Source organism: Caballeronia sp. LP006 (genome assembly GCF_031450995.1).
GTDB lineage: Bacteria > Pseudomonadota > Gammaproteobacteria > Burkholderiales > Burkholderiaceae > Caballeronia.
Genome location: NZ_JARTVW010000005.1, coordinates 742712 through 764504, shown reverse-complemented (window position 1 = coordinate 764504; position 21793 = coordinate 742712). Strand labels below are relative to the sequence as shown.

General features: G+C 61.9%; 19 protein-coding genes. 3 read left to right on the top strand and 16 right to left on the bottom strand.

Annotated features, from left to right (window positions below; genetic code table 11):
* Positions 1 to 92 precede the first annotated feature (92 nt).
* From P9250_RS20310 to P9250_RS20250, 13 genes are all read right to left on the bottom strand, one after another.
* On the bottom strand, positions 93 to 1370 hold the full coding sequence (locus P9250_RS20310; protein ID WP_250525398.1) for a phosphatidylserine/phosphatidylglycerophosphate/cardiolipin synthase family protein: 1278 nt from the start codon (positions 1368 to 1370) through the stop codon (positions 93 to 95).
* A complete protein-coding gene (gene nudB / locus P9250_RS20305; RefSeq protein WP_244826966.1) occupies positions 1370 to 1846 on the bottom strand; it encodes a dihydroneopterin triphosphate diphosphatase in 477 nt (158 codons plus the stop codon). Before nudB ends, P9250_RS20310 begins: the two co-directional genes overlap by 1 nt.
* 110 nt (positions 1847 to 1956) lie before the next feature.
* Entirely contained in the window at positions 1957 to 3759 is a 1803-nt protein-coding gene (gene aspS, locus P9250_RS20300) for an aspartate--tRNA ligase (RefSeq protein ID WP_250491765.1), read from the bottom strand.
* 98 nt (positions 3760 to 3857) lie between these two features.
* Positions 3858 to 4520: a DUF502 domain-containing protein gene (locus tag P9250_RS20295; RefSeq protein ID WP_244826964.1), complete on the bottom strand. Its 663-nt coding sequence runs from the start codon at positions 4518 to 4520 to the stop codon at positions 3858 to 3860.
* Positions 4521 to 4673: 153 nt separating this feature from the next.
* Positions 4674 to 5063: an FmdB family zinc ribbon protein gene (locus P9250_RS20290; RefSeq protein WP_250491764.1), complete on the bottom strand. Its 390-nt coding sequence runs from the start codon at positions 5061 to 5063 to the stop codon at positions 4674 to 4676.
* 134 nt (positions 5064 to 5197) lie between these two features.
* Complete coding sequence (locus P9250_RS20285; protein WP_310394821.1) at positions 5198 to 5806, bottom strand: methyltransferase domain-containing protein; 609 nt, start codon at positions 5804 to 5806, stop codon at positions 5198 to 5200.
* Positions 5803 to 7380, bottom strand: coding sequence for a ubiquinone biosynthesis regulatory protein kinase UbiB (ubiB, locus tag P9250_RS20280; RefSeq protein ID WP_250462951.1), 1578 nt, complete (start codon positions 7378 to 7380; stop codon positions 5803 to 5805). The genes P9250_RS20285 and ubiB overlap by 4 nt, the downstream gene beginning before the upstream one ends.
* A 21-nt stretch (positions 7381 to 7401) precedes the next feature.
* Positions 7402 to 8094 (bottom strand): SCP2 domain-containing protein, encoded by a 693-nt coding sequence (locus P9250_RS20275; RefSeq protein WP_244826960.1) that lies wholly within the window; start codon positions 8092 to 8094, stop codon positions 7402 to 7404.
* A gap of 124 nt (positions 8095 to 8218) precedes the next feature.
* Positions 8219 to 9223, bottom strand: coding sequence for a Tim44 domain-containing protein (locus tag P9250_RS20270; RefSeq protein ID WP_244826959.1), 1005 nt, complete (start codon positions 9221 to 9223; stop codon positions 8219 to 8221).
* 25 nt (positions 9224 to 9248) lie between these two features.
* Positions 9249 to 9980 carry a bifunctional demethylmenaquinone methyltransferase/2-methoxy-6-polyprenyl-1,4-benzoquinol methylase UbiE gene (gene ubiE, locus P9250_RS20265; RefSeq protein WP_310394818.1) on the bottom strand — a complete coding sequence of 244 codons (732 nt, stop codon included), beginning with the start codon at positions 9978 to 9980 and terminating at the stop codon, positions 9249 to 9251.
* Between the two features lie 94 nt (positions 9981 to 10074).
* The gene (locus tag P9250_RS20260) at positions 10075 to 10485 is read right to left on the bottom strand and encodes a gamma-butyrobetaine hydroxylase-like domain-containing protein (RefSeq protein ID WP_244826957.1); all 411 of its coding nucleotides are present in this window, start codon (positions 10483 to 10485) and stop codon (positions 10075 to 10077) included.
* Between the two features lie 29 nt (positions 10486 to 10514).
* Positions 10515 to 10949 (bottom strand): HIT family protein, encoded by a 435-nt coding sequence (locus tag P9250_RS20255; protein ID WP_310394816.1) that lies wholly within the window; start codon positions 10947 to 10949, stop codon positions 10515 to 10517.
* 36 nt (positions 10950 to 10985) lie between these two features.
* Complete coding sequence (locus P9250_RS20250; protein WP_250525365.1) at positions 10986 to 15083, bottom strand: FAD/FMN-binding oxidoreductase; 4098 nt, start codon at positions 15081 to 15083, stop codon at positions 10986 to 10988.
* Between the two features lie 531 nt (positions 15084 to 15614).
* Between P9250_RS20250 and ilvA the strand changes: the two genes are divergently transcribed.
* From ilvA to queF, 3 genes are read left to right on the top strand one after another with little or no spacing between them, the layout of a single operon-like run.
* Entirely contained in the window at positions 15615 to 17138 is a 1524-nt protein-coding gene (gene ilvA, locus P9250_RS20245; protein ID WP_244826954.1) for a threonine ammonia-lyase, biosynthetic, read from the top strand.
* An 11-nt stretch (positions 17139 to 17149) separates the two neighbouring features.
* A complete protein-coding gene (locus P9250_RS20240; RefSeq protein WP_250462936.1) occupies positions 17150 to 18067 on the top strand; it encodes a 5'-nucleotidase in 918 nt (305 codons plus the stop codon).
* Positions 18064 to 18888 (top strand): NADPH-dependent 7-cyano-7-deazaguanine reductase QueF, encoded by an 825-nt coding sequence (gene queF, locus P9250_RS20235; protein WP_310394813.1) that lies wholly within the window; start codon positions 18064 to 18066, stop codon positions 18886 to 18888. Before P9250_RS20240 ends, queF begins: the two co-directional genes overlap by 4 nt.
* A 43-nt stretch (positions 18889 to 18931) precedes the next feature.
* Here the strand turns inward: queF and P9250_RS20230 are convergent, their stop codons facing one another.
* The 3 genes from P9250_RS20230 to P9250_RS20220 are packed head-to-tail and all read right to left on the bottom strand — an operon-like array spanning position 18932 to position 21732.
* Entirely contained in the window at positions 18932 to 19318 is a 387-nt protein-coding gene (locus tag P9250_RS20230; protein ID WP_244826950.1) for a RidA family protein, read from the bottom strand.
* A 31-nt stretch (positions 19319 to 19349) separates the two neighbouring features.
* A complete protein-coding gene (locus tag P9250_RS20225) occupies positions 19350 to 20843 on the bottom strand; it encodes a D-aminoacylase (RefSeq protein WP_310394810.1) in 1494 nt (497 codons plus the stop codon).
* Between the two features lies 1 nt (position 20844).
* Positions 20845 to 21732, bottom strand: coding sequence for a MurR/RpiR family transcriptional regulator (locus P9250_RS20220; protein WP_250462928.1), 888 nt, complete (start codon positions 21730 to 21732; stop codon positions 20845 to 20847).
* Positions 21733 to 21793 lie beyond the last annotated feature (61 nt).

Sequence of the window (21793 nt, the reverse complement as noted above, 5' to 3'; positions counted from 1 at the left end):
TTTTCTGAACCGGGCATGTTGCAATGCATGAAGGAACAATTTGCTGATCGTCAGCAGCAATCTACACGAATCGGGAGCTGAAATCGTAGTGATCAGTCGTATTGACCGATCGTGATGACTTTCATCATCAGACGATAAGTGTTGTAGGCGAACCAGCTCAGCATGCGCTCGGTGACGGGGCGCGCGGCGTAATGCTTCTGGTCGATAGGACGGCCTTCGTCGAAGGCGTTGAGGATGGCGTCGTGCAAACCGGCGATTTCCGGGTGATTCACGAGCACCATGTTGGCCTCGTTATTCAAGACGAGACTAAGCGCGTCTAAATTGGAGGAGCCGATGGTTGCCCAGTCGGAATCCACGACGGCGACCTTGCCGTGAAGCATGGTTTTCTCATATTCGGCGATACGCACGCCGTGCTTGAGCAGGTTGCCATAGAGAAACGGCGTGGCGTAGTCGAGCGCCACGAATTCCTTGCGGCCAATCAGCAGTGAAACGCGCACGCCGCGCCGTGCCGCATACACGAGCGCACGCCGCAGTTTGCGTCCAGGCATGAAGTACGGATTCGCGAGCAGCACTTCGCTTTCCGCATGCGAGATGGCACGCAGATACGCCTTCTCGATAGCTCGCCGGTTCAATAAATTATCGCGCGCGACGAAAGCGACGCACGGCTGATCGACCGCGTGGATTTCGCCGAGCTGGGCGCGTTTGCGCGCGCGCATCGAACGGCGCGCGCTCCAGCGGCTTTGCTGCGGCTCGGGCTCGCATCCCGGCTGGCGCGGCTGACGCGGTTTCACGCCAAGACGAATACGTTGCCATTGCAAATCGATCGCTTCGCCTACGTCCTTCACCACCGGACCTTGCGCTTCCATCGCGAAGTCCCAGCGTGGTTGTTCGAGGCGCGTGCCGTTCTGATCGTAATCGTCGACGATATTGATGCCGCCGCAAAACGCGTAGGTCTCGTCGACGATCGCGAGCTTGCGATGCGTGCGCGACCATCCTTGCGGCCCGAACAAAAGATGCGGATTGTAGATGCGATGCTCGACGCCGCTTTTCTTCCAGAGCGTGAACATCGGCAGTTTGCTGTCGGTGCCGATGCCATCGGTGATCACGCGCACCGTCACGCCGCGTTGGGCCGCGCGCACGAGCGCATCGGAGACGGCGCGGCCGATGTCGTCGTTGGCGAAGATATACGTTTCCAGCGACACCGACGTGCGCGCATTGTCGATGCGCTCTATCAACGCCGGGAAGAACTGCACGCCGCACTTGAAGATACGAACGTGATTGCCCGACGTGAAGCACAGACGCGACGGCCGACGGCCCGAGAAAAGCGCCTCGCGCAGCCGCTTGAATTTGCGTCGCGGGCGAATGTCCATCACCGGCTATGCGCCGCGAGGCGCTCGGGCAATTGCAGAATGGCTTCGCGGTTCGACCACGAGAAGCAGCGATCCGCGGCTTCGCGCAGAGGCAGCCACAAGTGTGAAGTGTGTTCGCGCGGCGCGAGTGTCACTTCGAGACAGTGCGGCACGAGCAGGCTGAACTGGTGTTCGGTATTGTGCGTGACGCCTTCGGCATAGCGATGCCGCCACCGCGGATAGATCTCGTACTGAATGCTGTGATTCCAGTCGAGCAACGCGTTCTCCGGCACGAGCGGACTGCCGATCACGATCCCCGTTTCCTCTTGCACTTCGCGCGCGGCGGTCTCGGCAAGCGGCTCGTCGATACGGTCCTTCGAACCCGTCACGGACTGCCAGAAGCCCTCGTGATCCGCGCGTTCGATGATGAGCACATCGAGCATTGGCGTGTGGATGACGACGAGTACGGATTCAGGGATTTTCGGCGGCTTGAGCATGACGGTTTATGCGCGCGTTTCATTGTGTGCCTCTATGGCGAATGACTGTAACGCAAAAACAGAAAAAGGCGCACTTGGCGCCTTCTTCATCGTGCTGTAGCGAACGCGGGTTACTGCGCCTTCTGCTCCGGCTGACGCAAGCGAATATGCAACTCGCGCAACTGGCGCTCGTCCACTTCGCTCGGCGCTTGCGTGAGCAAGTCCTGCGCACGCTGCGTCTTCGGGAACGCAATCACGTCGCGGATGGAATCGGCGCCGGACATCAGCGTGACGATACGATCCAGACCGAACGCAATGCCACCATGCGGCGGCGCGCCGTACTGCAACGCGTCGAGCAGGAAGCCGAACTTCAGGCGCGCTTCTTCAGCGCCGATCTTGAGCGCGCGGAACACCTTGCTCTGCACGTCTTCCTGGAAGATCCGCACCGAGCCGCCGCCGATTTCCCAGCCGTTTAGAACCATGTCGTACGCCTTCGCGAGACAGCGGCCCGGATCGGTTTCGAGATATTCGAGATGCTCGTCCTTCGGGCTCGTGAACGGATGATGCGCGGCCACGTAACGGTTCTCGCCTTCGTCGTATTCGAACATCGGGAAGTCGATCACCCACAGGGGCTTCCAGCCCGTTTCCAGCAGACCCGTGGACTTGCCGAATTCCGAATGACCGATCTTCAGGCGCAGCGCGCCGAGGCTGTCGTTCACGACCTTCGCGCGATCCGCCGCGAAGAAAACGATGTCGCCGTCTTGCGCGCCGGTACGCTCGAGAATGGCTGCGAGCGCTGCGTCATGCAGGTTCTTGACGATCGGGCTCTGCAGGCCGTCACGACCACGCGCCTTGTCGTTGACCTTGATCCACGCAAGACCCTTCGCGCCGTAGATACGCACGAATTCCGTGTAGCCGTCGATATCGCCACGCGAAAGTTCGCTGCCCTTCGGCACGCGCAAGGCGGCCACGCGGCCGTCTTTCGAGTTGGCGGGCATGCTGAACACCTTGAAGTCGACGTCCTTCACCGCGTCGGTGAGATCCGCGAATTCCAGCTTCACGCGCAGGTCGGGCTTGTCGGAGCCGAAACGACGCATGGCTTCTGAGTACAGCATGACCGGGAATTTCTCGGGCAGCGCGACGTCCATCGTCTCCTTGAAGACGTGGCGGATCATGTTCTCGAACAGATCGCGAATTTCCTGTTCCGTCAGGAACGAGGTTTCACAGTCGATCTGCGTGAATTCCGGCTGACGGTCGGCGCGCAGGTCTTCGTCGCGGAAACACTTGGTGATCTGGTAGTAACGGTCGAAGTTCGCGACCATCAGCAATTGCTTGAACAATTGCGGCGATTGCGGCAGCGCGAAGAACTGGCCGGCGTTCACGCGCGACGGCACCAGGTAATCGCGCGCGCCTTCGGGCGTGCTCTTGGTCAACATCGGCGTTTCGATGTCGATGAAACCTTGTGCGTCGAGATACTTGCGCACTTCGATCGCCACGCGATAACGCAAACGCAGGTTCTTCTGCATCTGCGGACGACGCAGATCGAGCACGCGATGCGTGAGGCGCGTGGTTTCGGAGAGGTTGTCGTCGTCGAGCTGGAACGGCGGCGTGACCGATGCGTTCAGCACGGTCAGCTCGTGGCACAGCACTTCGATCTTGCCGCTCGTCAGATTGGTGTTGATCGTGCCTTCCGGACGGTTGCGCACCACGCCCTGAACGCGCACACAGAACTCGTTGCGCACGCCTTCGGCCACCTTGAACATATCGGCGCGGTCCGGGTCGCAGACGACCTGAACGAGCCCTTCGCGATCGCGCAAGTCGATGAAGATAACGCCGCCGTGATCGCGGCGGCGATGCACCCAGCCACACAGCGAAACGGTTTGGCCCAGCAGGGCCTCGGTCACCAGACCGCAGTATTCAGATCGCATCGACATGATGTTTGTGTCTTTCGTTGTTCGTTGATCAACGGCTCGCGCGCTGTGGTCATGTTCTTGATTGACTGACTGACTCACGTTTGGCGCGCGTGCCGGCATTACATCGGCGGCTCGGTGGGGCGGCGGGCAGGCGCGACCGGGATCGGTGCGCTCGGCGCCGGGGCTACCACGCCCATCGAGACGATGTACTTCAGTGCGGCGTCGACGGTCATATCCAGTTCGACGACTTCGCTTTTCGGCATCATCAGAAAAAAGCCGGAGGTCGGATTCGGCGTGGTCGGCACATAGACGCTCACGTGATCGCCCTCCAGATGATTCAGGACGTCGCCACCCGGAATGCCCGTCAGGAACCCGATGGTGTAGGAGCCCTTGCGCGGATATTCGATGAGCAACGCCTTGCGAAACGCATTGCCGCTCGACGAGAGCAGCGTGTCCGACACTTGCTTCACGCTCGTGTACAGCGGGCCGACCACCGGAATGTGGCGCACGATGGCGTCCCACCACAATACGAGTTTCTGCCCGATGAAGTTCTGCGTCAGCAAGCCGACGATAAAAATGAACGCGATAGTCAGTACCGCGCCCAGTCCAGGCAAATGGAAACCGAAGATGCGCTCGGGCTGCCATGATTCGGGCAACAGGAGCAGCGTCTGATCCATGGTTCCGATGACGAGGCCGAGCACCCACAGCGTGATGGCCAAAGGCACCAGCACGAGCAGGCCAGTCAGAAACACGGATTTCAGCGTAGTCTTTTTTGTCGTCACGTTGTAGTCGCTAAGGTCTTAGCCGAAGGTTGCACCGTTTCAGTTCGAAACGGCTGGCGGATGCCCGAATCGACGAGCGCGACAGCGATATTCGCCCGGAGATGCCGGACGGCATGCATATCGCGCAATGGCCGCGCTCTTGCGTTCAGCCGCTCAGGCCGCGCCCGACGTGGATGTGCCGGAAGAAGGCGTACTGCTTGCGGGCTTCGACGCTTCTGAGGACGACGCCTTCGCGCCGGCGTCATTCGAAGCGTTTGCATTGCCTGAACTGCCAGCTTCCGACGAAGCCGCGGGCGCATCCGAAGAGCCGTTCTCCGATTTGGCGGGCGCCGCCGCGTCCTTGGCCTTGCCGCCGTTATTGCCGCCGCGAAAATCGGTGACATACCAGCCCGATCCCTTCAACTGGAATCCGGCGGCAGTGACCTGTTTCGAAAACGTGGCCTGTCCGCAAGCGGGACATTGCGTGAGCGGTGCGTCGCTCATTTTCTGAAGCACGTCTTTTTCGTGGCCGCAGGAGGCGCAGCGGTACGCGTAAATCGGCATGGTGCTATCCCTACAATGATCTGTCGACGCTTGCAAAGCCTTGAATTATAGCCGCAAACGGATTTTGACCCGCGATTTTCGGGAGTTTCCGGCTACGACTTCCTGCCGCTAAATGGAGGCGTCGATGCCGAATTTCAAGCGCGCCGCCAGGTCATCCAGCGTTCGCGTCCGGCAAATACGGGAATGGAGTCTCGAACTTCCCGCTCGTCGATGAGTTCGAAGCGCGGCGTAAGAAGCGCGTGAAGTTCATCGCGTTCGATGCCGAACGGCGGACCTTTCGGCGTCGCGCCGAGGAAATAAAAGCCCGCGAGCAGCGCGCCGGGTTCGAGCAAATCGGCCATGCGCTGCGCGTAATCGGCCCAGCGGTTTTTCGGCAGCGCGCAAAGAAACGCGCGCTCGTAGATCCACGCGGGCGAAAACGGCGGCTGATAAGCGAAGAAATCCGCCTCTTCGACGTTTTTTCCGTACGCGCCCAGTTGCGCGCGTGCCGTCGCGACGGCGACCGGCGAGAAGTCGATCGCGCGCACCGTCCAGCTTCGCTCGGCCAGATAAAGCGCCTCGTACGCGCTGCCGCAACCGGGAATCAGCACATTGTGCAGAGCGCGCGACGACGCAAACGCCTTGAACGCCTCCTGAACGCCCGCCTGATCCCACGGCATGAAACGCCGGTCGAAGCGTTCGTCCCAGAAATCAGGCGAATTGGGATCGCGATGATCGAAAGTTGGGACGTTGGGATCGCTCATCCGCCGTGCCCCAGCCACAACTGGGCGATAACTACGCCCGCACCCGCCATGGCTACGAGTCCGACCGCGAGCAGCGTAATCAGCAAGCGGTTCGTGCGCTTTTGCTCCGCGAGCAAGAGGCGCATGGTTTCGTCGCTGCTGCCTTTGGGCGCGTCGTGATGCTCGGCCAGAAGGTGATGAATCAGGCGCGGCAACTGCGGAATGGTCTTGCTCCATTGCGGCGCTTCTAACTGCAGACGTTCGTACCAGCCGCGCCAGCCGATCTGTTCGTTCATCCAGCGTTCGAGATACGGCTTCGCGGTCTTCCACAGATCGAGTTCAGGATCGAGCGAACGGCCCAGGCCTTCGACGTTCAGCATCGTCTTCTGCAAGAGCACGAGTTGCGGCTGAATCTCGACGTTGAAACGACGCGACGTCGAGAAAAGCCGCATCAACACCTGACCGAGGGAAATATCCTTGAGCGCGCGATCGAAGTACGGCTCGCATACGGCGCGGATCGCGCTTTCCAGTTCCTCGACGCGCGTGCTCGGCGGCACCCAGCCGGATTCCAGGTGCAGCGTGGCGACGCGATGATAGTCGCGCTTGAAGAACGCCAGAAAGTTCTGCGCGAGATAGTTCTTGTCGAAGTCCGACAGCGCCCCGACGATGCCGAAGTCCAGCGCGATATAGCGCCCGAAGGTTGCCGGATCGAGACTCACCTGGATATTGCCGGGGTGCATGTCGGCGTGAAAGAAGCCGTCGCGGAACACTTGCGTGAAGAAAATCTCCACGCCTTCGCGCGCCAGCTTCGGAATATCGACGCCCGCCGCGCGCAGCGTTTCAACCTGGCTGATCGGCACGCCGACCATGCGCTCCATCACGAGCACCGTGGGCGCGGACAAATCCCAGTACATTTCCGGCACGAGCAGCAGATCGAGACCCGCGAAATTGCGCCGCAACTGACTGCCGTTGGCGGCTTCGCGCATGAGGTCGAGTTCGTCGTGCAGATACTTGTCGAATTCGGCGACGACTTCGCGCGGCTTCAGCCGCCGTCCGTCCGGCCACAGGCGTTCGGCCCAAGTCGCGGCATCGCGCAGCAAGCCGAGATCCGAATCGATCACCGGCAGCATGCCGGGGCGCAACACCTTCACGGCGACCGACTTGCCCGCGTGCTCGCCGTGCTTGATTTTCGCGAAATGCACTTGCGCGATGGAAGCCGACGCCACCGGCACACGCTCGAAATCGTCGAACAACACTTCGATAGGCGCACCCAGCGATTTTTCGATGATCTCCATTGCCACCGCCGAATCGAAGGGCGGAACCTGATCCTGCAGCTTGGCGAGTTCATCCGCGATATCGACGGGCAGCAGATCGCGCCGCGTCGACAACACCTGACCGAACTTGACGAAGATCGGGCCGAGACTTTCCAGTGCGAGGCGCAGCCGGATGCCGCGCGCCACTTCGAATTTGCGGCCGAACGTCGTGATGCGCATGAGATAGCGCACGCGACGATCGTTGATGCCGCTCATCACCAGCTCGTCGAGCCCGAAGCGGACAATCGTGAAGAATATTTTGAGGAAACGCAGAAAACGCATATTCGGCTTCGCTTCAGCTCGTTATTCGCGCGAGTCGCGCACGGACTCGCCACCGGGCCGCGCTGAGGCGCCGCGTTCCGGTTGTCGTCTTTCCAGTCTTTCGATGCGCTTTTCGAGGCGCGCGAGGGCGTCGCGCGTCGCGGAAAGCTCGGCGTTGAAACCGTCGAGGGCGCTTTTGCGTACGAGTTGCGGACGTTCGTCGAGCAGATATTCGGCGACCGTATCCAGCAGATTGCGGCCGGTGCGTTGCGCCTGCTCCTGAACCGTCCGCGCGATTCGCCCGACGCGATGCGCGGGCGCGTCGCCGATGACGCGCGCCAGATCCTCTTCCGGGTCCCAGCGCAAGTTTTCGGCGAGTTTGGCGAGCGTCGTGGCGAATTCGGCATCGCCTTCGATTCGAACGTGCTTCATCACGGCCGCCTGGCCGCCTTGCAGGAACGCGGGCAACGCGTCGAGCGGAACCGCGATGGTGACATCGAAACGCCCGGCTTCACCTTCGCTCGTCGCGGCAAAGAGACCGCCCGGTTGCACCACGAGCGCGATGGGAACAGGTCCGCAAGTCAGCTTGACGCACTTGCCGGCGTAAGGCTTGACGCGTTCGAGCGCCCACGGCTCGCGCACGAGCAGATGGTTCACCACGGCCGAGAAGGCGCCGGATGCGGTCTTGAAGGCAGGATTTACTGCAAAACGGGCGGATTCGTCTGCGTTCGTCATCGGCTCTGAGATGAAAAAACCCGCGCCAGCGGTGACCGGCGCGGGTTTCTATTCTACCTTCGCAACCGGCGTGATACCGGCCGCCGCCCCCGGTCTTTCGACCGGGCGCAATTGGATCGACAACTCAACTGACTTGCTGAATACCTGCCAGCAGCCAGCCTTCGTTGCCCGTCTTCTGCTTCGAGAGATTCCACACTTCGACGAACGGTTCGGCCGCTGAACCCTCGGACTCGCGAATGAGGCCGTGGAAACGCACGCTTGCCAGATACTCGTTCGCACGGTCTTCGACGCCGAGCAGATCGGCATTGAGTTGCACGACGTCTGTACGGTTTGGCGTGCTGCCGCGCGCATCGACGTCGAGTTTCACTTCGGCGAACATTTCGGGCGTCGTGAACTCACGGATGTCGTTGACATTGCCGCGATCCCACGCGTCCTGCAGGCGCACAAAGTAGACCTTTGCGTTGCGCACGAACGCTTCTGTATCAAAGCCGGCCGGCACGTTCGGGTTTGTCACCGGCGGCTGGTTCGGCGAATCGATATAAGTCGCGCCGAGGCTCGTGGAACGCGGCGTTTGCGGCGGCTCCTGGTTCAAGTCGGTACGCGCCATTGCGCCGTAAGGCGACGCCGCGCCCGAAGCGCCGGCGTATGCGGGCGTGTTGCCCTGATTCGCTTGACGGCGGCGCATGAAGAAGCGGAACAGCATAACGGCCGCGAGCACGATCAAGCCGATGATGATCATATTGGCCATGGCGCCGGCGAAGGCTTCGCCCAAGCCGAAGTGCGACAACAGCGCCGCGATGCCGAGACCCGCCGCCAAACCTGCGAGCGGTCCGAGCCAGCGGTTGCGTGCCGGTTGCGCGGCCGCCGCCGCGGCGGGCGCGGCCGGTGCGCGCTGAGCCTGCGCGGCCTGGCCTTGCTGCATGGACTGTGACGGCGGCGTCGCCTGATGCTGCTGGGTGGCAGTTGCCGACTGACGGCCCATGCTGCGGCCGCCGCCCATGCGACGGGCATCTGCATCTTCAGTGTAGATTGCGCCAACCGTGATAACGCCAGCGAGCGCCAAGATTCCGGCCTTCCTGAACATGCTGCTCAGGAAACCCCGGGATTGGGGTATGCGCGAATCGGACATTTCGAATCCTATTAAGAGTGGAACACTAAAATTTGGTCCCGACGTGTAACGCTACCACGCCACCTGACAAATTGTAATATTCGACTCGATCCAAGCCAGCTTGTTCCATCATTGTTTTTAAAGTTTCTTGGTCCGGATGCATGCGGATAGATTCCGCAAGGTAGCGATAGCTGTCCGCATCCTTCGCGACTTTCTCTCCAAGCCACGGCAAAATCTTGAAACTGTAGATATCGTACGGCTTCTTCAGCGGCTCCCAAACCTTCGAGAACTCCAGAACTAGCAAACGGCCACCGGGCTTTAGCACACGCTGCATTTCTGCAAGCGCGCGGTCTTTGTGGGTCATGTTGCGTAGACCGAAGGCGACTGTAACCACATTGAAATAATTGTCTGGGAAAGGAATCTTCTCGGCGTCGCACAGGAGCGCGGGCGTAATCACGCCTTTGTCGACCAAGCGGTCGCGCCCGACGCGCAACATCGATTCATTGATGTCCGTGTGCCAGACTTCGCCGCTTTCGCCCGCTTGCCTTGCGAAAGCCATCGCCAGATCGCCCGTGCCGCCTGCCAGATCCAGCACCTTGTAGCCCGGCCGCACTCGCGCCTGCCCGATCGTGAAGTGCTTCCAGATCCGATGCAGTCCGCCGGACATCAGGTCGTTCATCAAGTCGTAGTTGCCCGCGACGGAGTGGAACACGCCCGCCACTTTCTTCGCCTTGTCCTGCTCGTCGACCGTTTCGTATCCGAAGTGGGTCTTGCTCATCGCGCTGATTCCTCGCCTGTCGTTTGTCGTGTACCCGCGCAAGCATCGCGCCGGGTCCGCGGCGTTATGCCGCGTATTTGGATTGAGTTCGAGTTTAGTGGCAATGCCCGCCGGACGCCTTCGCCGTCATGGGCGCGTCGCGGTCGAGGCCGGCAGCTTCCAGTTTCGCCAGATACTCGCGCCACAAATCGTCCTGCCGCGTCGCCAGCTTGTGAAGAATGTCCCAGGAATAGATGCCGGTATTGTGCCCGTCCGAAAAGTTCAGCTGCAGCGCGTAGTGACCGACCGCATCGACGCCGATCAGCGTGACATCGCGCTTGCCGGTCTGTAGCGTTTCCTGGCCGGGACCGTGGCCCTGAACCTCGGCGGAAGGCGAATAAACGCGCAGCAGTTCGAATGGCACGCGATACGACGTGTCGTCCGCATATTGCAGTTCGAGCACGCGGGATTTCGAATGCACGACGACGCCGGTGGGAATCGGCGTCGTGGAAGTGAGTCCGCTCATGGGGAGCCCTGGCTTTTGATGATGTTGTCTTATGGAGAGCCGAAGACCTGATTCAGCTCATGGCGCACGGCTTCGCGCAGCAAGGTGGCCTGCGCGCGGCGCTTCGAAAGCTGCGCTTCGGAAACGGTGCGCTGACGCGGCGCCCAAATGGGCAGGGGAAAGCGGGAATCGTTGGAAAAGCGCGGAATGACGTGCCAATGCACGTGCGGCACCTGATTGCCGAGACTCGCCAGATTGACCTTCTCCGGCACGAGAATGCGCCGCAGGGCGCGCTCGACGCAGTTGACGGCGGTCATCAAGCGCGCGCGGTCGTCGTCTTGCAGATCCGACATCTCGGCGATATGCGCGCCCCAGATCACGCGGCACAAGCCGGGCCAGTCGGCCTCATCGGCGAGGACGACGCGCAATGCGTCGTCCGCCCACAGTACCTCGCCGCCGTCTTCACGGCAAAACACACAGTCCATCTCAAACCTCTAGCGAATCGAAACCTGATTTCGCTATTACACCAGTACGCGCTCGATACCGCCATTGTTCGCGCGCTCGACGTACTGTTCCATCCAGTTCTCGCCGAGCACCTTGCGCGCCATTTCCACGACGATGTAATCCGCCTCGGTGTTGGCGTCCTCGTTGTAGCGCGACAAACCCTGCAGGCAGGACGGGCAGCTCGTGAGGATCTTGACGTCGGTGACGGCATTGTCCGGCTGCGGACCATCGCCCGCTTTCAGCACCGAACCCGGCTGCGCGCCCGCCGCACCGGCCGAGGCGTTCGCCATGTTGATGGCGTTCGCGCCCGCCTCCGCGACGAGCGGAATGCCGCGCAACTTCGCCGCGCCCTTGCGCATTTCCTCTTCCTTGCGAAAGCGCACTTGCGTGGAGATGTCCGGCCGCGTCACCGCGAGCGTGCCCGACTCGCCGCAGCAGCGATCATTTTTTTCGATCTTGTAGCCGTCCTGCTGCGAACCCATCAGCTCGTTGACGAGTTTGACCGGGTCCATCGTCTTGATCGGCGAATGACACGGGTCGTGATACATGTAGCGCGTGCCCTTCACGCCATCGAGCTTGATGTTCTTTTCGAGCAGGAACTCGTGGATGTCGATGATCCTGCATCCCGGGAAGATCTTCTCGAATTCATAGCCCGCGAGCTGGTCGTAACAGGTGCCGCACGACACGACCACGGTCTTGATATCCAGATAGTTCAGCGTATTGGCCACGCGATGGAACAACACGCGGTTGTCCGTGACGATCTTCTCGGCCTTGTCGAACTGTCCCGCGCCGCGCTGCGGATAGCCGCAGCACAGATAGCCCGGCGGCAGCACGGTCTGCACGCCCGCTTCCCACAACATGGCTTGCGTGGCGAGCCCGACCTGCGAGAACAGACGCTCGGAACCGCAACCGGGGAAATAGAACACGGCTTCCGAATCCACCGTGGTTTTCTGCGGATTGCGGATGATCGGAACGATCTTGTTGTCCTCGATATCCAGCAGCGCGCGCGCCGTCTTTTTAGGCAGATTGCCCGGCATCTTCTTGTTCATGAAGTGGATCACTTGCGTGACCACCGGCGGCTTGCCGACCGTCGCGGGCGGTTTGGCCGTCTGCTTCTTCGCGAATTTCTTGAGGATGTCGTTGCCCAGACGCTGCGCCTTGTAGCCCACGCCCATCATCGCGGTGCGTGCGACGTTGATCGTCTGCGGATTCGTCGCGTTGAGGAAGAACATGCCCGCCGCGTTGCCCGCGTTGAACTTCTTTTTGCCCATTTTGCGCAGCAGATTGCGCATGTTCATGGTGACATCGCCGAAATCGATCTTCACCGGGCACGGCGTCACGCACTTATGGCAGACCGTGCAGTGATCGGCGACATCGTTGAATTCGTCCCAATGCTTGATCGACACGCCGCGGCGCGTCTGCTCTTCGTACAGGAACGCCTCGATGAGCAGCGAAGTCGCGAGAATCTTGTTGCGCGGGCTGTAGAGCAGGTTCGCGCGCGGCACGTGCGTCGCGCACACGGGCTTGCACTTGCCGCAGCGCAGGCAGTCCTTGATCGATTCGGAAATCGCGCCGATATCCGACTGCTGCATGATGAGCGACTCATAGCCCATCAGGCCGAAGCTCGGCGTGTACGCGTTGCGCAAGTCCGCGCCTTCGAGCAATTTGCCCGCGTTGAAGCGCCCCTGCGGATCGACGCGCTTCTTGTAATCGCGGAAATCGCGGATTTCGTCATCGGTCAGGTACTCCAGCTTCGTGATGCCGATGCCGTGCTCGCCCGAGATCACGCCGTCCAGCGAACGCGCGAGCTTCATGATGCGCGCCACCGCGTGATGCGCGTCCTGCAGCATCGCGTAGTTGTCGGAGTTGACCGGAATGTTGGTGTGCACGTTGCCGTCGCCCGCGTGCATGTGCAGCGCGACGAACACGCGGCCGCGCAGCACTTGCTTGTGGATGGCCTGCGCTTCGTCGAGGATCGGCTTGAATTCGCCGCCGTTGAAGATTTGGCGCAATTCACCGCGAATCTCCGTCTTCCATGAGATGCGCACGGTGCGGTCTTGCGCGACATGGAACACGCTCGCATCCGGCTGGGTATCGACGCGATCCGCGAACTTCTCGGCGAGCCCTTCGTAGCCGAGATTCACGAGATAGTGCTGCGCCTCGCGCAAGGACATGTCGAGCTTGTCGCCGACGAAAGTCCAGCGCTCACGCACGCGCTTCATCAAATCGAGCGCCTGTTGCACGCGATCTTCGAGCAATTCGGCGGACGGAATCTCGTTCGCGTCGTCGCTCTTTCCGAGCGGCAGCTTGCCGGTCTTGAAGAACGCCTCGAGCGCGTCGACCAGTTGCAGCTTGTTCTTGATCGACAGCTCGATATTGATGCGCTCGATGCCGTCCGTGTACTCGCCCATGCGATTGAGCGGGATCACCACGTCTTCGTTGATCTTGAACGCGTTGGTGTGCTTCGCGATGGCGGCCGTGCGCGAACGGTCGAGCCAGAAGCGCTTGCGCGCCTCGGCGTTCACCGCGACGAAGCCTTCGCCGCTCTTGCCATTCGCCATGCGGACGACTTCGGAGGCGGCTTGCGCGACGGCATCGGCGTCGTTGCCGACGATATCGCCGATCAGCACCATCTTCGGAAACGCGTTGCGCTTGCTCTTGGTCGCATAGCCGACCGCGCGCAGATAGCGCTCGTCCAGATGTTCGAGTCCCGCGAGAATCGCGCCGCCCTCCTTCGACGTCTCGAACAGATAATCCTTTATCTCGACGATGCTCGGAATGGCGTCGCGCGCCTGGCCGAAAAATTCGAGACAGACGGTGCGCGTGTGCGCGGGCATCTTGTGCAGAATCCAGCGCGCCGACGTGATGAGCCCGTCGCAACCTTCCTTCTGCACGCCCGGCAAGCCCGCGAGGAACTTGTCGGTGACGTCCTTGCCGAGCCCTTCCTTGCGGAACGTGCGGCCGGCGATATCGAGCGCCTCGGTTTTCAGGAGCTTTTCGCCGGGCGCGCGCGTGCCGTCGAACCAGTCGAGCCGGAAGCGCGCCACCGGAATGTCGTGGATCTTGCCGCAGTTATGTTCGAGGCGCGTGACTTCGAGCCAGTTGCCTTCCGGGTCCACCATGCGCCACCAGGCGAGATTGTCGAGCGCCGTGCCCCACAGCACTGCCTTCTTGCCGCCCGCGTTCATCGCGACATTGCCGCCGACGCACGATGCATCGAGCGATGTCGGATCGACGGCGAACACGAAGCCCGCCTGCTCCGCCGCTTCCGTGACGCGCCGCGTGACCACGCCCGCGCCGGAGAAAATGGTCGCGACCTTGTGATCGACGCCCGGAAGATCGGTCATCTCCACCGGCCCGAGTTGTTCGAGCTTTTCCGTGTTGATGACCGCGGAAAACGGCGTGAGCGGAATCGCGCCGCCGGTATAGCCCGTGCCGCCTCCACGCGGAATCACGGTGAGGCCGAGCTCGAAACACGCCTTGATGAGACCCGCGATCTCCGCCTCGGTGTCCGGCGTGAGCACGACGAACGGATATTCGACACGCCAGTCGGTGGCGTCGGTGACGTGCGAAACGCGCGACAGGCCGTCGAACTTGATGTTGTCCTTCTGCGTCTGTTTGCCCAGCACGCGCGACGCGCGGCGGCGCAATTCGGCCATGCGGCCGAATTCGGCGGAGAAGTCGTCCACGGCGCGGCGCGCGGCCGCGACCAGTAGTTGCACGCGTGCGGCGCGTTCCTGGCCTGCGTCGTCGCCGTGTTGCGATAGATCGGCGTTACGGCGCTTTTCGATTTCAGCCAGTCGATGATTCAGCGCTTCGACGAGCAATACGCGACGCTTCGGGTTGTCGAGCAAATCGTCCTGCAGATACGGATTGCGGCGTACGACCCAGATGTCGCCGAGCACTTCGTACAGCATGCGCGCCGAGCGGCCGGTGCGTCTTTCGCCGCGCAGTTCGTCGAGTGCGGCCCAGGCTTCGTCGCCGAGCAGCCGCATGACGATCTCGCGATCGGAAAACGACGTGTAGTTATAGGGAATTTCGCGCAGACGGGGCTCGACGTCGAGCGGCAAGGCGGCATGGGCGCCGTTCGGATCGAAGGCTTGAGGTGCGTTCATGTTCGACGGTTCGGTGAGCCGGCGAGCGCGTCAGGAAGCGCAAAGTCACCGGCGATGCGCGTGGGGGCGCAGATTTTTGGATGAGACTGTTCTGTAGGAAGGCCGCCGCATCGCGCAAATCCGGCAATGACACGGATGTAATGACGAGCCAGATGCGACACGGCGCCTTCAATGTGCCCGGATCAACGCCACGATCGCGCATGGCGCGCATGCCGCTCCGCCGCAGCGTGAAGCTCGCGGGGGACATACGCCAGTAAATCGATCCGAAGCTGCCAGTGCATCTGCCGATCCTGATTTGTAAAACGAAATTCTAACCCATCGCGAAAAAGGCCGTTCGTGACGGCTAGCAGGCAGAAGGGGCATTTGCGTGCCCGTTCACGACATGTTTCGGGCATTTTCCGCGCTTTTACTCCCGGCCGGTCGGTCGGCGATAAGGCGTCATAGCCGGAATGCTGCTTCTTCCGCGCTATCATTCATGCTTTCGCCCTCAAAAAAGCAGCGCGCGGCCGGCCTGCGCGACGATTTCGACGCATGACACATCCCGACTACCTGAAGAAAGTGCTGACCGCGCGAGTCTATGACGTCGCGCGCGAGAGCGAGCTCGAACCCGCGCGCAGTCTGTCCGCGCGCCTGCATAACGCCGTCTACCTCAAGCGCGAGGACAACCAGCCGGTGTTCTCCTTCAAGATTCGGGGCGCTTACAACAAGATGGCCAACCTGCCCGCCGACGTTCTGGCGCGCGGGGTCATTACGGCGTCGGCGGGCAATCATGCGCAGGGCGTGGCTTTGTCGGCGGCGCGGCTCGGCTGTCGCGCGGTGATCGCCGTGCCCACGACCACGCCGCAAGTGAAAATCGACGCGATCCGCGCGCATGGCGGCTCGACCGTCGAAGTGGTGCTAGCGGGCGAATCGTATAGCGACGCCTACGCGCGCGCCGTGCAGCTTCAGGAAGAGCGCGGCCTCACCTTCGTCCATCCGTTCGACGATCCCGACGTGATCGCCGGACAAGGCACCGTCGCCATGGAAATCCTGCGCCAGCATCAAGGTCCGATTCACGCGATCTTCGTGCCGATCGGCGGCGGCGGCTTGGCGGCGGGCGTGTCGGCGTACGTCAAGGCGATCAGGCCGGAGATCAAGGTCATCGGCGTGCAGACCGAGGATTCCTGCGCGATGGCGCAATCCATCGAGGCGGGCGAGCGCGTTACCTTGAGCGAAGTCGGCCTGTTTTCGGACGGCACGGCGGTGAAGCTCGTCGGCGAGGAAACCTTCCGCCTGTGCAGCGAGTTGCTCGATGAAGTCATCACCGTCGATACCGACGCGCTTTGCGCCGCCATCAAGGACGTCTTCCAGGACACGCGCAGCGTGCTCGAACCGGCGGGCTCGCTCGCGGTGGCGGGCGCGAAGGTCTATGCGGAACGCGAAGGTATCGAAGGAAAGACGTTGATCGCGGTGACTTCCGGCGCGAACATGAATTTCGACCGCATGCGCTTCGTGGCGGAACGCGCGGAAGTGGGCGAGGCGCGCGAGGCCGTGTTCGCGGTGACGATTCCCGAGGAACGCGGCAGCTTCAAACGCTTTTGCGAACTCGTCGGCGATCGCAGCGTGACCGAGTTCAACTACCGTATCGCGGATGCGGCGGCCGCGCATATCTTCGTCGGCGTGCAGATTAAGTCGCGCAACGAGACGGTGCAGATGCGCTCGGCGTTCATCGAGCACGGGTTCGCGACGGTCGATCTGTCGCACGACGAACTCTCGAAGCAGCACATCCGCTACATGGTCGGCGGCCATTCGCCGCTCGCGCATGACGAACGCCTGCTGCGTTTCGAATTCCCCGAGCGGCCGGGCGCGCTCATGCGCTTCCTTTCGTCGATGGCGCCGGACTGGAACATCAGCCTGTTCCACTATCGGAATCAAGGCGCGGACTATAGCTCGATTCTCGTTGGCATTCAGGTGCCGCGGGCGGATAACGCCGAGTTCGAGCGCTTTCTCGCGACGCTCGGTTATCCGTGGTGGGACGAGCAGCAGAACCCCGTCTACAAGCTGTTCCTGGCGTAAGTCGAGACTTCATGTCCAAGTTCACGCTCGAAGACAAGCTCGTCGTCGCGATTTCGTCGCGCGCGCTCTTCGACTTCGAGGAAGAAAACAGCGTGTTCGAGGCGGGCGATCTCGCACGTTACGAAGCGCTGCAACGCTCGCGGCTGGACAATCCCGCGAAACCGGGCGTGGCGTTCGGGCTCATTCGCAAACTGCTCGCGCTCAATGCGGGCGAGCAGCGCGTGGAAGTAGTGATTCTTTCGCGCAGCGATCCTATCAGCGGCCTGCGCGCGTTCCATTCGTGCCGTGAGCATGGACTGGCGATCGAACGCGGCGTGTTCACGCGCGGCCGTTCGCCCTTCAGCTACTTGAAACCGCTGCGTGCGTCGCTGTTTTTATCGGCGAATCCCGACGATGTACGCGACGCGCTCGCCGCCGGTTTTCCCGCCGCGCGCGTGCTGCCGGAAACGCCGCGCGCAGCGAGCCGTTACGCGGATGAAATTCGCATTGCGTTCGATGGCGACGCCGTTCTCTTCTCCGATGAAGCCGAGCGCGTGTTTCAGGCCGACGGTTTGCTGGCCTTCGTCGGCCATGAAACGAACAAGAAAGATCTGCCGCTGCCGGGCGGACCGTTGAAGCCGCTGCTCGAAGCGCTGAACAAACTGCAACGCATTGCCGCCGCGAATGAAGGCGAGCAGGCGGCCATGCATATCCGCACCGCGCTCGTCACCGCGCGTTCCGCTCCCGCGCACGAGCGCGCGATCCGGACGTTGATGGCGTGGGACATCGAAATCGACGAAGCGATGTTCCTGGGCGGTCTGGACAAGGGCGAATTCCTGCGTGAATTCGAGCCCGACTTTTTCTTCGACGATCAAATTCGCCATTGTGAATCGGCCCGCGGCGTGAGTCCGACAGGGCATGTTCTCAGCGGCATAGCGAACGCAACATGACACCCGAACAATCTCCGCTCGGCAAGCCCGTCCACTACACCGAACAGTACGATGCGTCGCTGCTGTTTCCGATAGAGCGCAAGAGCGCGCGCGATGCCATCGGCGTCGGCGTGCGGCTGCCGTTCTTCGGCACCGACATCTGGAACGCTTACGAGCTTTCGTGGCTGAACGCGCGCGGCAAGCCGCAGATCGCGGTGGCGACGTTCTTCGTGCCGGCGGATTCGCCGAATATCGTCGAATCGAAGTCGTTCAAGCTTTACCTTGGCTCGTTCGCGCAGACGAAGTTCGACTCCATCGACGACGTGCGCGCGGCCATCAAGCGCGACGTATCGGCGATCTGCGGAGCGACCGTATCGGTGCAACTTGCCGCGCCGGCAGATTTCGGCAAGCTCGCGATGGAAGAGTTCGATGGCTTGTCGCTCGACAGGCTCGATCTGGATACGGACATCTATATGCCCGATCCTTCACTGTTAAGCGCGACGCATGGCGAAGCACCCGTCGACGAGACGCTGTATTCGAATCTGCTGAAGTCGAATTGCCCGGTGACGGGACAGCCGGATTGGGGCAGCGTGCAGATTCGCTACTACGGCGGGCAGATCGATCACGCGGGTTTGCTGCGCTATCTGATTTCGTTTCGCGGACATACCGGTTTTCACGAGCAATGCGTCGAGCGCATTTTCATGGACGTGATGCGGGAATGTCAGCCGGAAAGGCTCGCGGTGTACGCGCGTTACACGCGGCGCGGCGGGCTGGATATCAATCCGTTCCGGACGAATTTCAATTTGCCGATGCCGGATAATGCGCGGTTGGCGCGGCAGTGAAGCTCGTCAATGCGGCTCCGACTTCCCGGAGCCGCATTGATGTTCAAGCCGACGCCTTCTTATAAGCCACGCAATCCACCTCGACCTTGCAATCGATCACCATTGACGACACCACGCAAGCTCTCGCCGGCGGATTCGCGCCGAAGTACTCCTTGAAGATCTTGTTGAAAGAAGCGAAATCGCGCGGATCGTCCAGCCAGACGCCGCAGCGCACGACATGCTCCGTGCCGTATCCCGCTTCCGTCAGAATGGCGATCACGTTTTGAATTGCCTTGTGCGTCTGCTCGACGATTCCGCCGTTGATCACTTCGCCGTTCTCCATCGGCGTCTGGCCCGACACGAAGAGCCAGCCATCGGCCTCCACCGCGCGTGCAAACGGCATATGCGCGCCGCCTTGTCCCTTGCCGCCTTCAACGCCATATCGCTTCATCGTTCAACTCCTTGATTCAATCGTAAAGAATTCAAAACGCACCCTGCGCATCCAGCTTGGATGCCGCGCCGCGCGCCACGAAACGTCCCGCGCGCGCGCCGGTCACGGCGGCATCGCGATACGTCAAAACCCCATTCACCCACACCGCGTCGATGCCGTCCGCCGCCTGCTGCGGCTTCGCGAAGGTAGCGGCATCGCGCACACGCTCGGGATCGAACACGACCAGATCGGCGTGATAACCCACTTTCACTTCGCCACGCTCGGGCAGGCTGAAACGCCGCGCCGTCAGGCTCGTCATCTTGCGCACCGCTTCTTCGAGCGGCATCAGCGCCGTATCGCGCGCGTAGTGGCCAAGCACGCGCGGAAACGCGCCCCACAAGCGCGGATGCGGCAGCGGATCGTTCGGCAAGCCATCAGAGCCAACCATCGTCGCGGGATGCGCGAGAATGCGCCGCACATCGTCTTCCGACATGTTGTGATACACCGCGCCCGCCGGCTGCAAGCGTTTCGCCGCATCCTGCTGGCTCACGTTCCACTCGGCCGCCACCTCGCGAATCAGCTTGCCCGCCATCTCCGGATGCGGCTCCGACCACGTGATGGTGATGTCGATATCCCCCGTCACCTGCTTCAGATCCAGCGTCGACGAACTGCGGTTATACGGATAACAATCGCAACCGAGCGGCTGACCTTCGCGCACCGTTTCGAGCGACTTCAGCACTTCCACGCTGCGTCCCCAGTTCGACGGTCCCGCGCACTTCAAATGCGAAATCACCACCGGCACACGCGCATGGCGACCGACGCGATACGCCTCTTCCATTGCATCGAGAATTGCATCGAACTCGGTGCGCATGTGCGTCGTGTAAAGCGCGCCTGCCTTGGCAAGCGGCTCGGCAAGCGCCTCCACTTCCTCTGGCGGCGCGTTGAACGCCGAACCATAAGCCAGCCCGCTCGATAACCCCAGCGCGCCGTTACCCAGCGCTTCTTCGAGTTGCGCTCGCATGCCTTCCACCTCAGCGCTGTTCGCCGCGCGATCCAGCCGGTCCATGTGATTGTTGCGCAGCGCCGTATGGCCGATCAGCGCGCCGACATTCACGGCGGGACGCGCTTCGTTGACGGCATCGACATAAGCGGCGAAGGTCGGATATTTGAACGCGTCGGCGTCGCCGAGCAGATTCATCGGATCGGGCGGGTTGCCCTTCAACGTCACCGGCGACGCGCTGATCCCGCAATTGCCGACGATCACCGTGGTCACGCCTTGCGTGATCTTCGGCATCATCTGCGGCGAGCGGATCACGTGCGTGTCGTCGTGCGTATGGACGTCGATGAAACCGGGCGCCAGCACCTTGCCCTGCGCGTCGAACACTTCATCGGCGTTCCAGTTGGCGAGGGCGCCGGGCGCCACGATGGCGACGATGCGGCCATCGCGCACCGCGACATCGCGCTCGACGGCGGGCGCACCCGTGCCGTCGATCACACGCGCACCGATGATCAACGTATCGGCCTTCTGCTTCGAGGGCGATTCCATGTCAGTCTCCCAAAGGTTGCCGCTCGCCGCCGCCACGATGCGCATCGAGCGCGTGCTTCATGCGGCGCAGCAGTTCACGGCTGTGATCGGCCTGCTTCACCGCGAGTTCGGTGACGAGCAGATCGAGCGCCATCATCATTGCGTAACGCGACGACGAAGGCTTGTAGATGAAATCCGTTTCTATTGCGATGACCGGAATGAGCCAGTCCGCGAGCTTCGCCAGCGGCGACGCCGGCGCGGTCAACGCGATCACGCACGCGCCGTATTCACGCGCGATTCGGCAGCTTTCGAGCATCTCCGGCGTCTGCCCCGTCACGGACAGCGCGACAACGACGTGTTCGCTCGATAACGTCGATGCCACCATGCGCTGCAGCAGTCCGTCCTGATACGACGCCACCGGCCGCCCGAGCCGCACGAGACGAAAGCGCATCTCGTCGGCGAGCGCGGTCGAGCCGCCGCCCATGCCGAACACGTAGATCATCGACGCAGCCGCGAGTGCATCGGCGGCTTGCGCAATGGGCGCGGCACGCAGCGCCCCCTGATTCTGTGCGAGCGTGGCCTGCACCTCCTCGAAGATGCGCGCGGCGAGTGTTTCAGGCACGGCGTCCGGTTCGGGCTTCAAAAAGCGTTGCCCGACGCCCGCCGCCTGCGCGAGCCGCAGCTTGAGTTCGCGCACGTCCTGACAGCCGACCGCTTTCGCAAAGCGCGTGACCGTGGCGATACTTACTTCCGCCTTGTCCGCAAGCGCGCCGATGCTTGCCCGCGACGCGCCCGTGAGATCGTCGAGGATCAGCGCGGCGACCTTGCGCTCGGCGCTGCGCAATTCGGGCGCGCGTTGCGCGATGCGCGCGACGATATCGAAGGTGAGCGAATCGGCGTGGCCGTTCATGGTGCTGACAGGGTTGACCCACAGTGTATGTTACTAAATAACATTTCAACGAGAATGCTAC

What these genes read in the sequence shown, in the direction of transcription:
- P9250_RS20310 (WP_250525398.1), bottom strand. Translation starts at nt 1,370, where the DNA reads ATGGACATTCGCCCGCGACGCAAATTCAAGCGGCTGCGCGAGGCGCTT.
- nudB (WP_244826966.1), bottom strand. Translation starts at nt 1,846, where the DNA reads ATGCTCAAGCCGCCGAAAATCCCTGAATCCGTACTCGTCGTCATCCAC.
- aspS (WP_250491765.1), bottom strand. Translation starts at nt 3,759, where the DNA reads ATGTCGATGCGATCTGAATACTGCGGTCTGGTGACCGAGGCCCTGCTG.
- P9250_RS20290 (WP_250491764.1), bottom strand. Translation starts at nt 5,063, where the DNA reads ATGCCGATTTACGCGTACCGCTGCGCCTCCTGCGGCCACGAAAAAGAC.
- P9250_RS20285 (WP_310394821.1), bottom strand. Translation starts at nt 5,806, where the DNA reads ATGAGCGATCCCAACGTCCCAACTTTCGATCATCGCGATCCCAATTCG.
- ubiB (WP_250462951.1), bottom strand. Translation starts at nt 7,380, where the DNA reads ATGCGTTTTCTGCGTTTCCTCAAAATATTCTTCACGATTGTCCGCTTC.
- P9250_RS20275 (WP_244826960.1), bottom strand. Translation starts at nt 8,094, where the DNA reads ATGACGAACGCAGACGAATCCGCCCGTTTTGCAGTAAATCCTGCCTTC.
- P9250_RS20270 (WP_244826959.1), bottom strand. Translation starts at nt 9,223, where the DNA reads ATGTCCGATTCGCGCATACCCCAATCCCGGGGTTTCCTGAGCAGCATG.
- ubiE (WP_310394818.1), bottom strand. Translation starts at nt 9,980, where the DNA reads ATGAGCAAGACCCACTTCGGATACGAAACGGTCGACGAGCAGGACAAG.
- P9250_RS20260 (WP_244826957.1), bottom strand. Translation starts at nt 10,485, where the DNA reads ATGAGCGGACTCACTTCCACGACGCCGATTCCCACCGGCGTCGTCGTG.
- P9250_RS20255 (WP_310394816.1), bottom strand. Translation starts at nt 10,949, where the DNA reads ATGGACTGTGTGTTTTGCCGTGAAGACGGCGGCGAGGTACTGTGGGCG.
- P9250_RS20250 (WP_250525365.1), bottom strand. Translation starts at nt 15,083, where the DNA reads ATGAACGCACCTCAAGCCTTCGATCCGAACGGCGCCCATGCCGCCTTG.
- ilvA (WP_244826954.1), top strand. Translation starts at nt 15,615, where the DNA reads ATGACACATCCCGACTACCTGAAGAAAGTGCTGACCGCGCGAGTCTAT.
- P9250_RS20240 (WP_250462936.1), top strand. Translation starts at nt 17,150, where the DNA reads ATGTCCAAGTTCACGCTCGAAGACAAGCTCGTCGTCGCGATTTCGTCG.
- queF (WP_310394813.1), top strand. Translation starts at nt 18,064, where the DNA reads ATGACACCCGAACAATCTCCGCTCGGCAAGCCCGTCCACTACACCGAA.
- P9250_RS20230 (WP_244826950.1), bottom strand. Translation starts at nt 19,318, where the DNA reads ATGAAGCGATATGGCGTTGAAGGCGGCAAGGGACAAGGCGGCGCGCAT.
- P9250_RS20225 (WP_310394810.1), bottom strand. Translation starts at nt 20,843, where the DNA reads ATGGAATCGCCCTCGAAGCAGAAGGCCGATACGTTGATCATCGGTGCG.
- P9250_RS20220 (WP_250462928.1), bottom strand. Translation starts at nt 21,732, where the DNA reads ATGAACGGCCACGCCGATTCGCTCACCTTCGATATCGTCGCGCGCATC.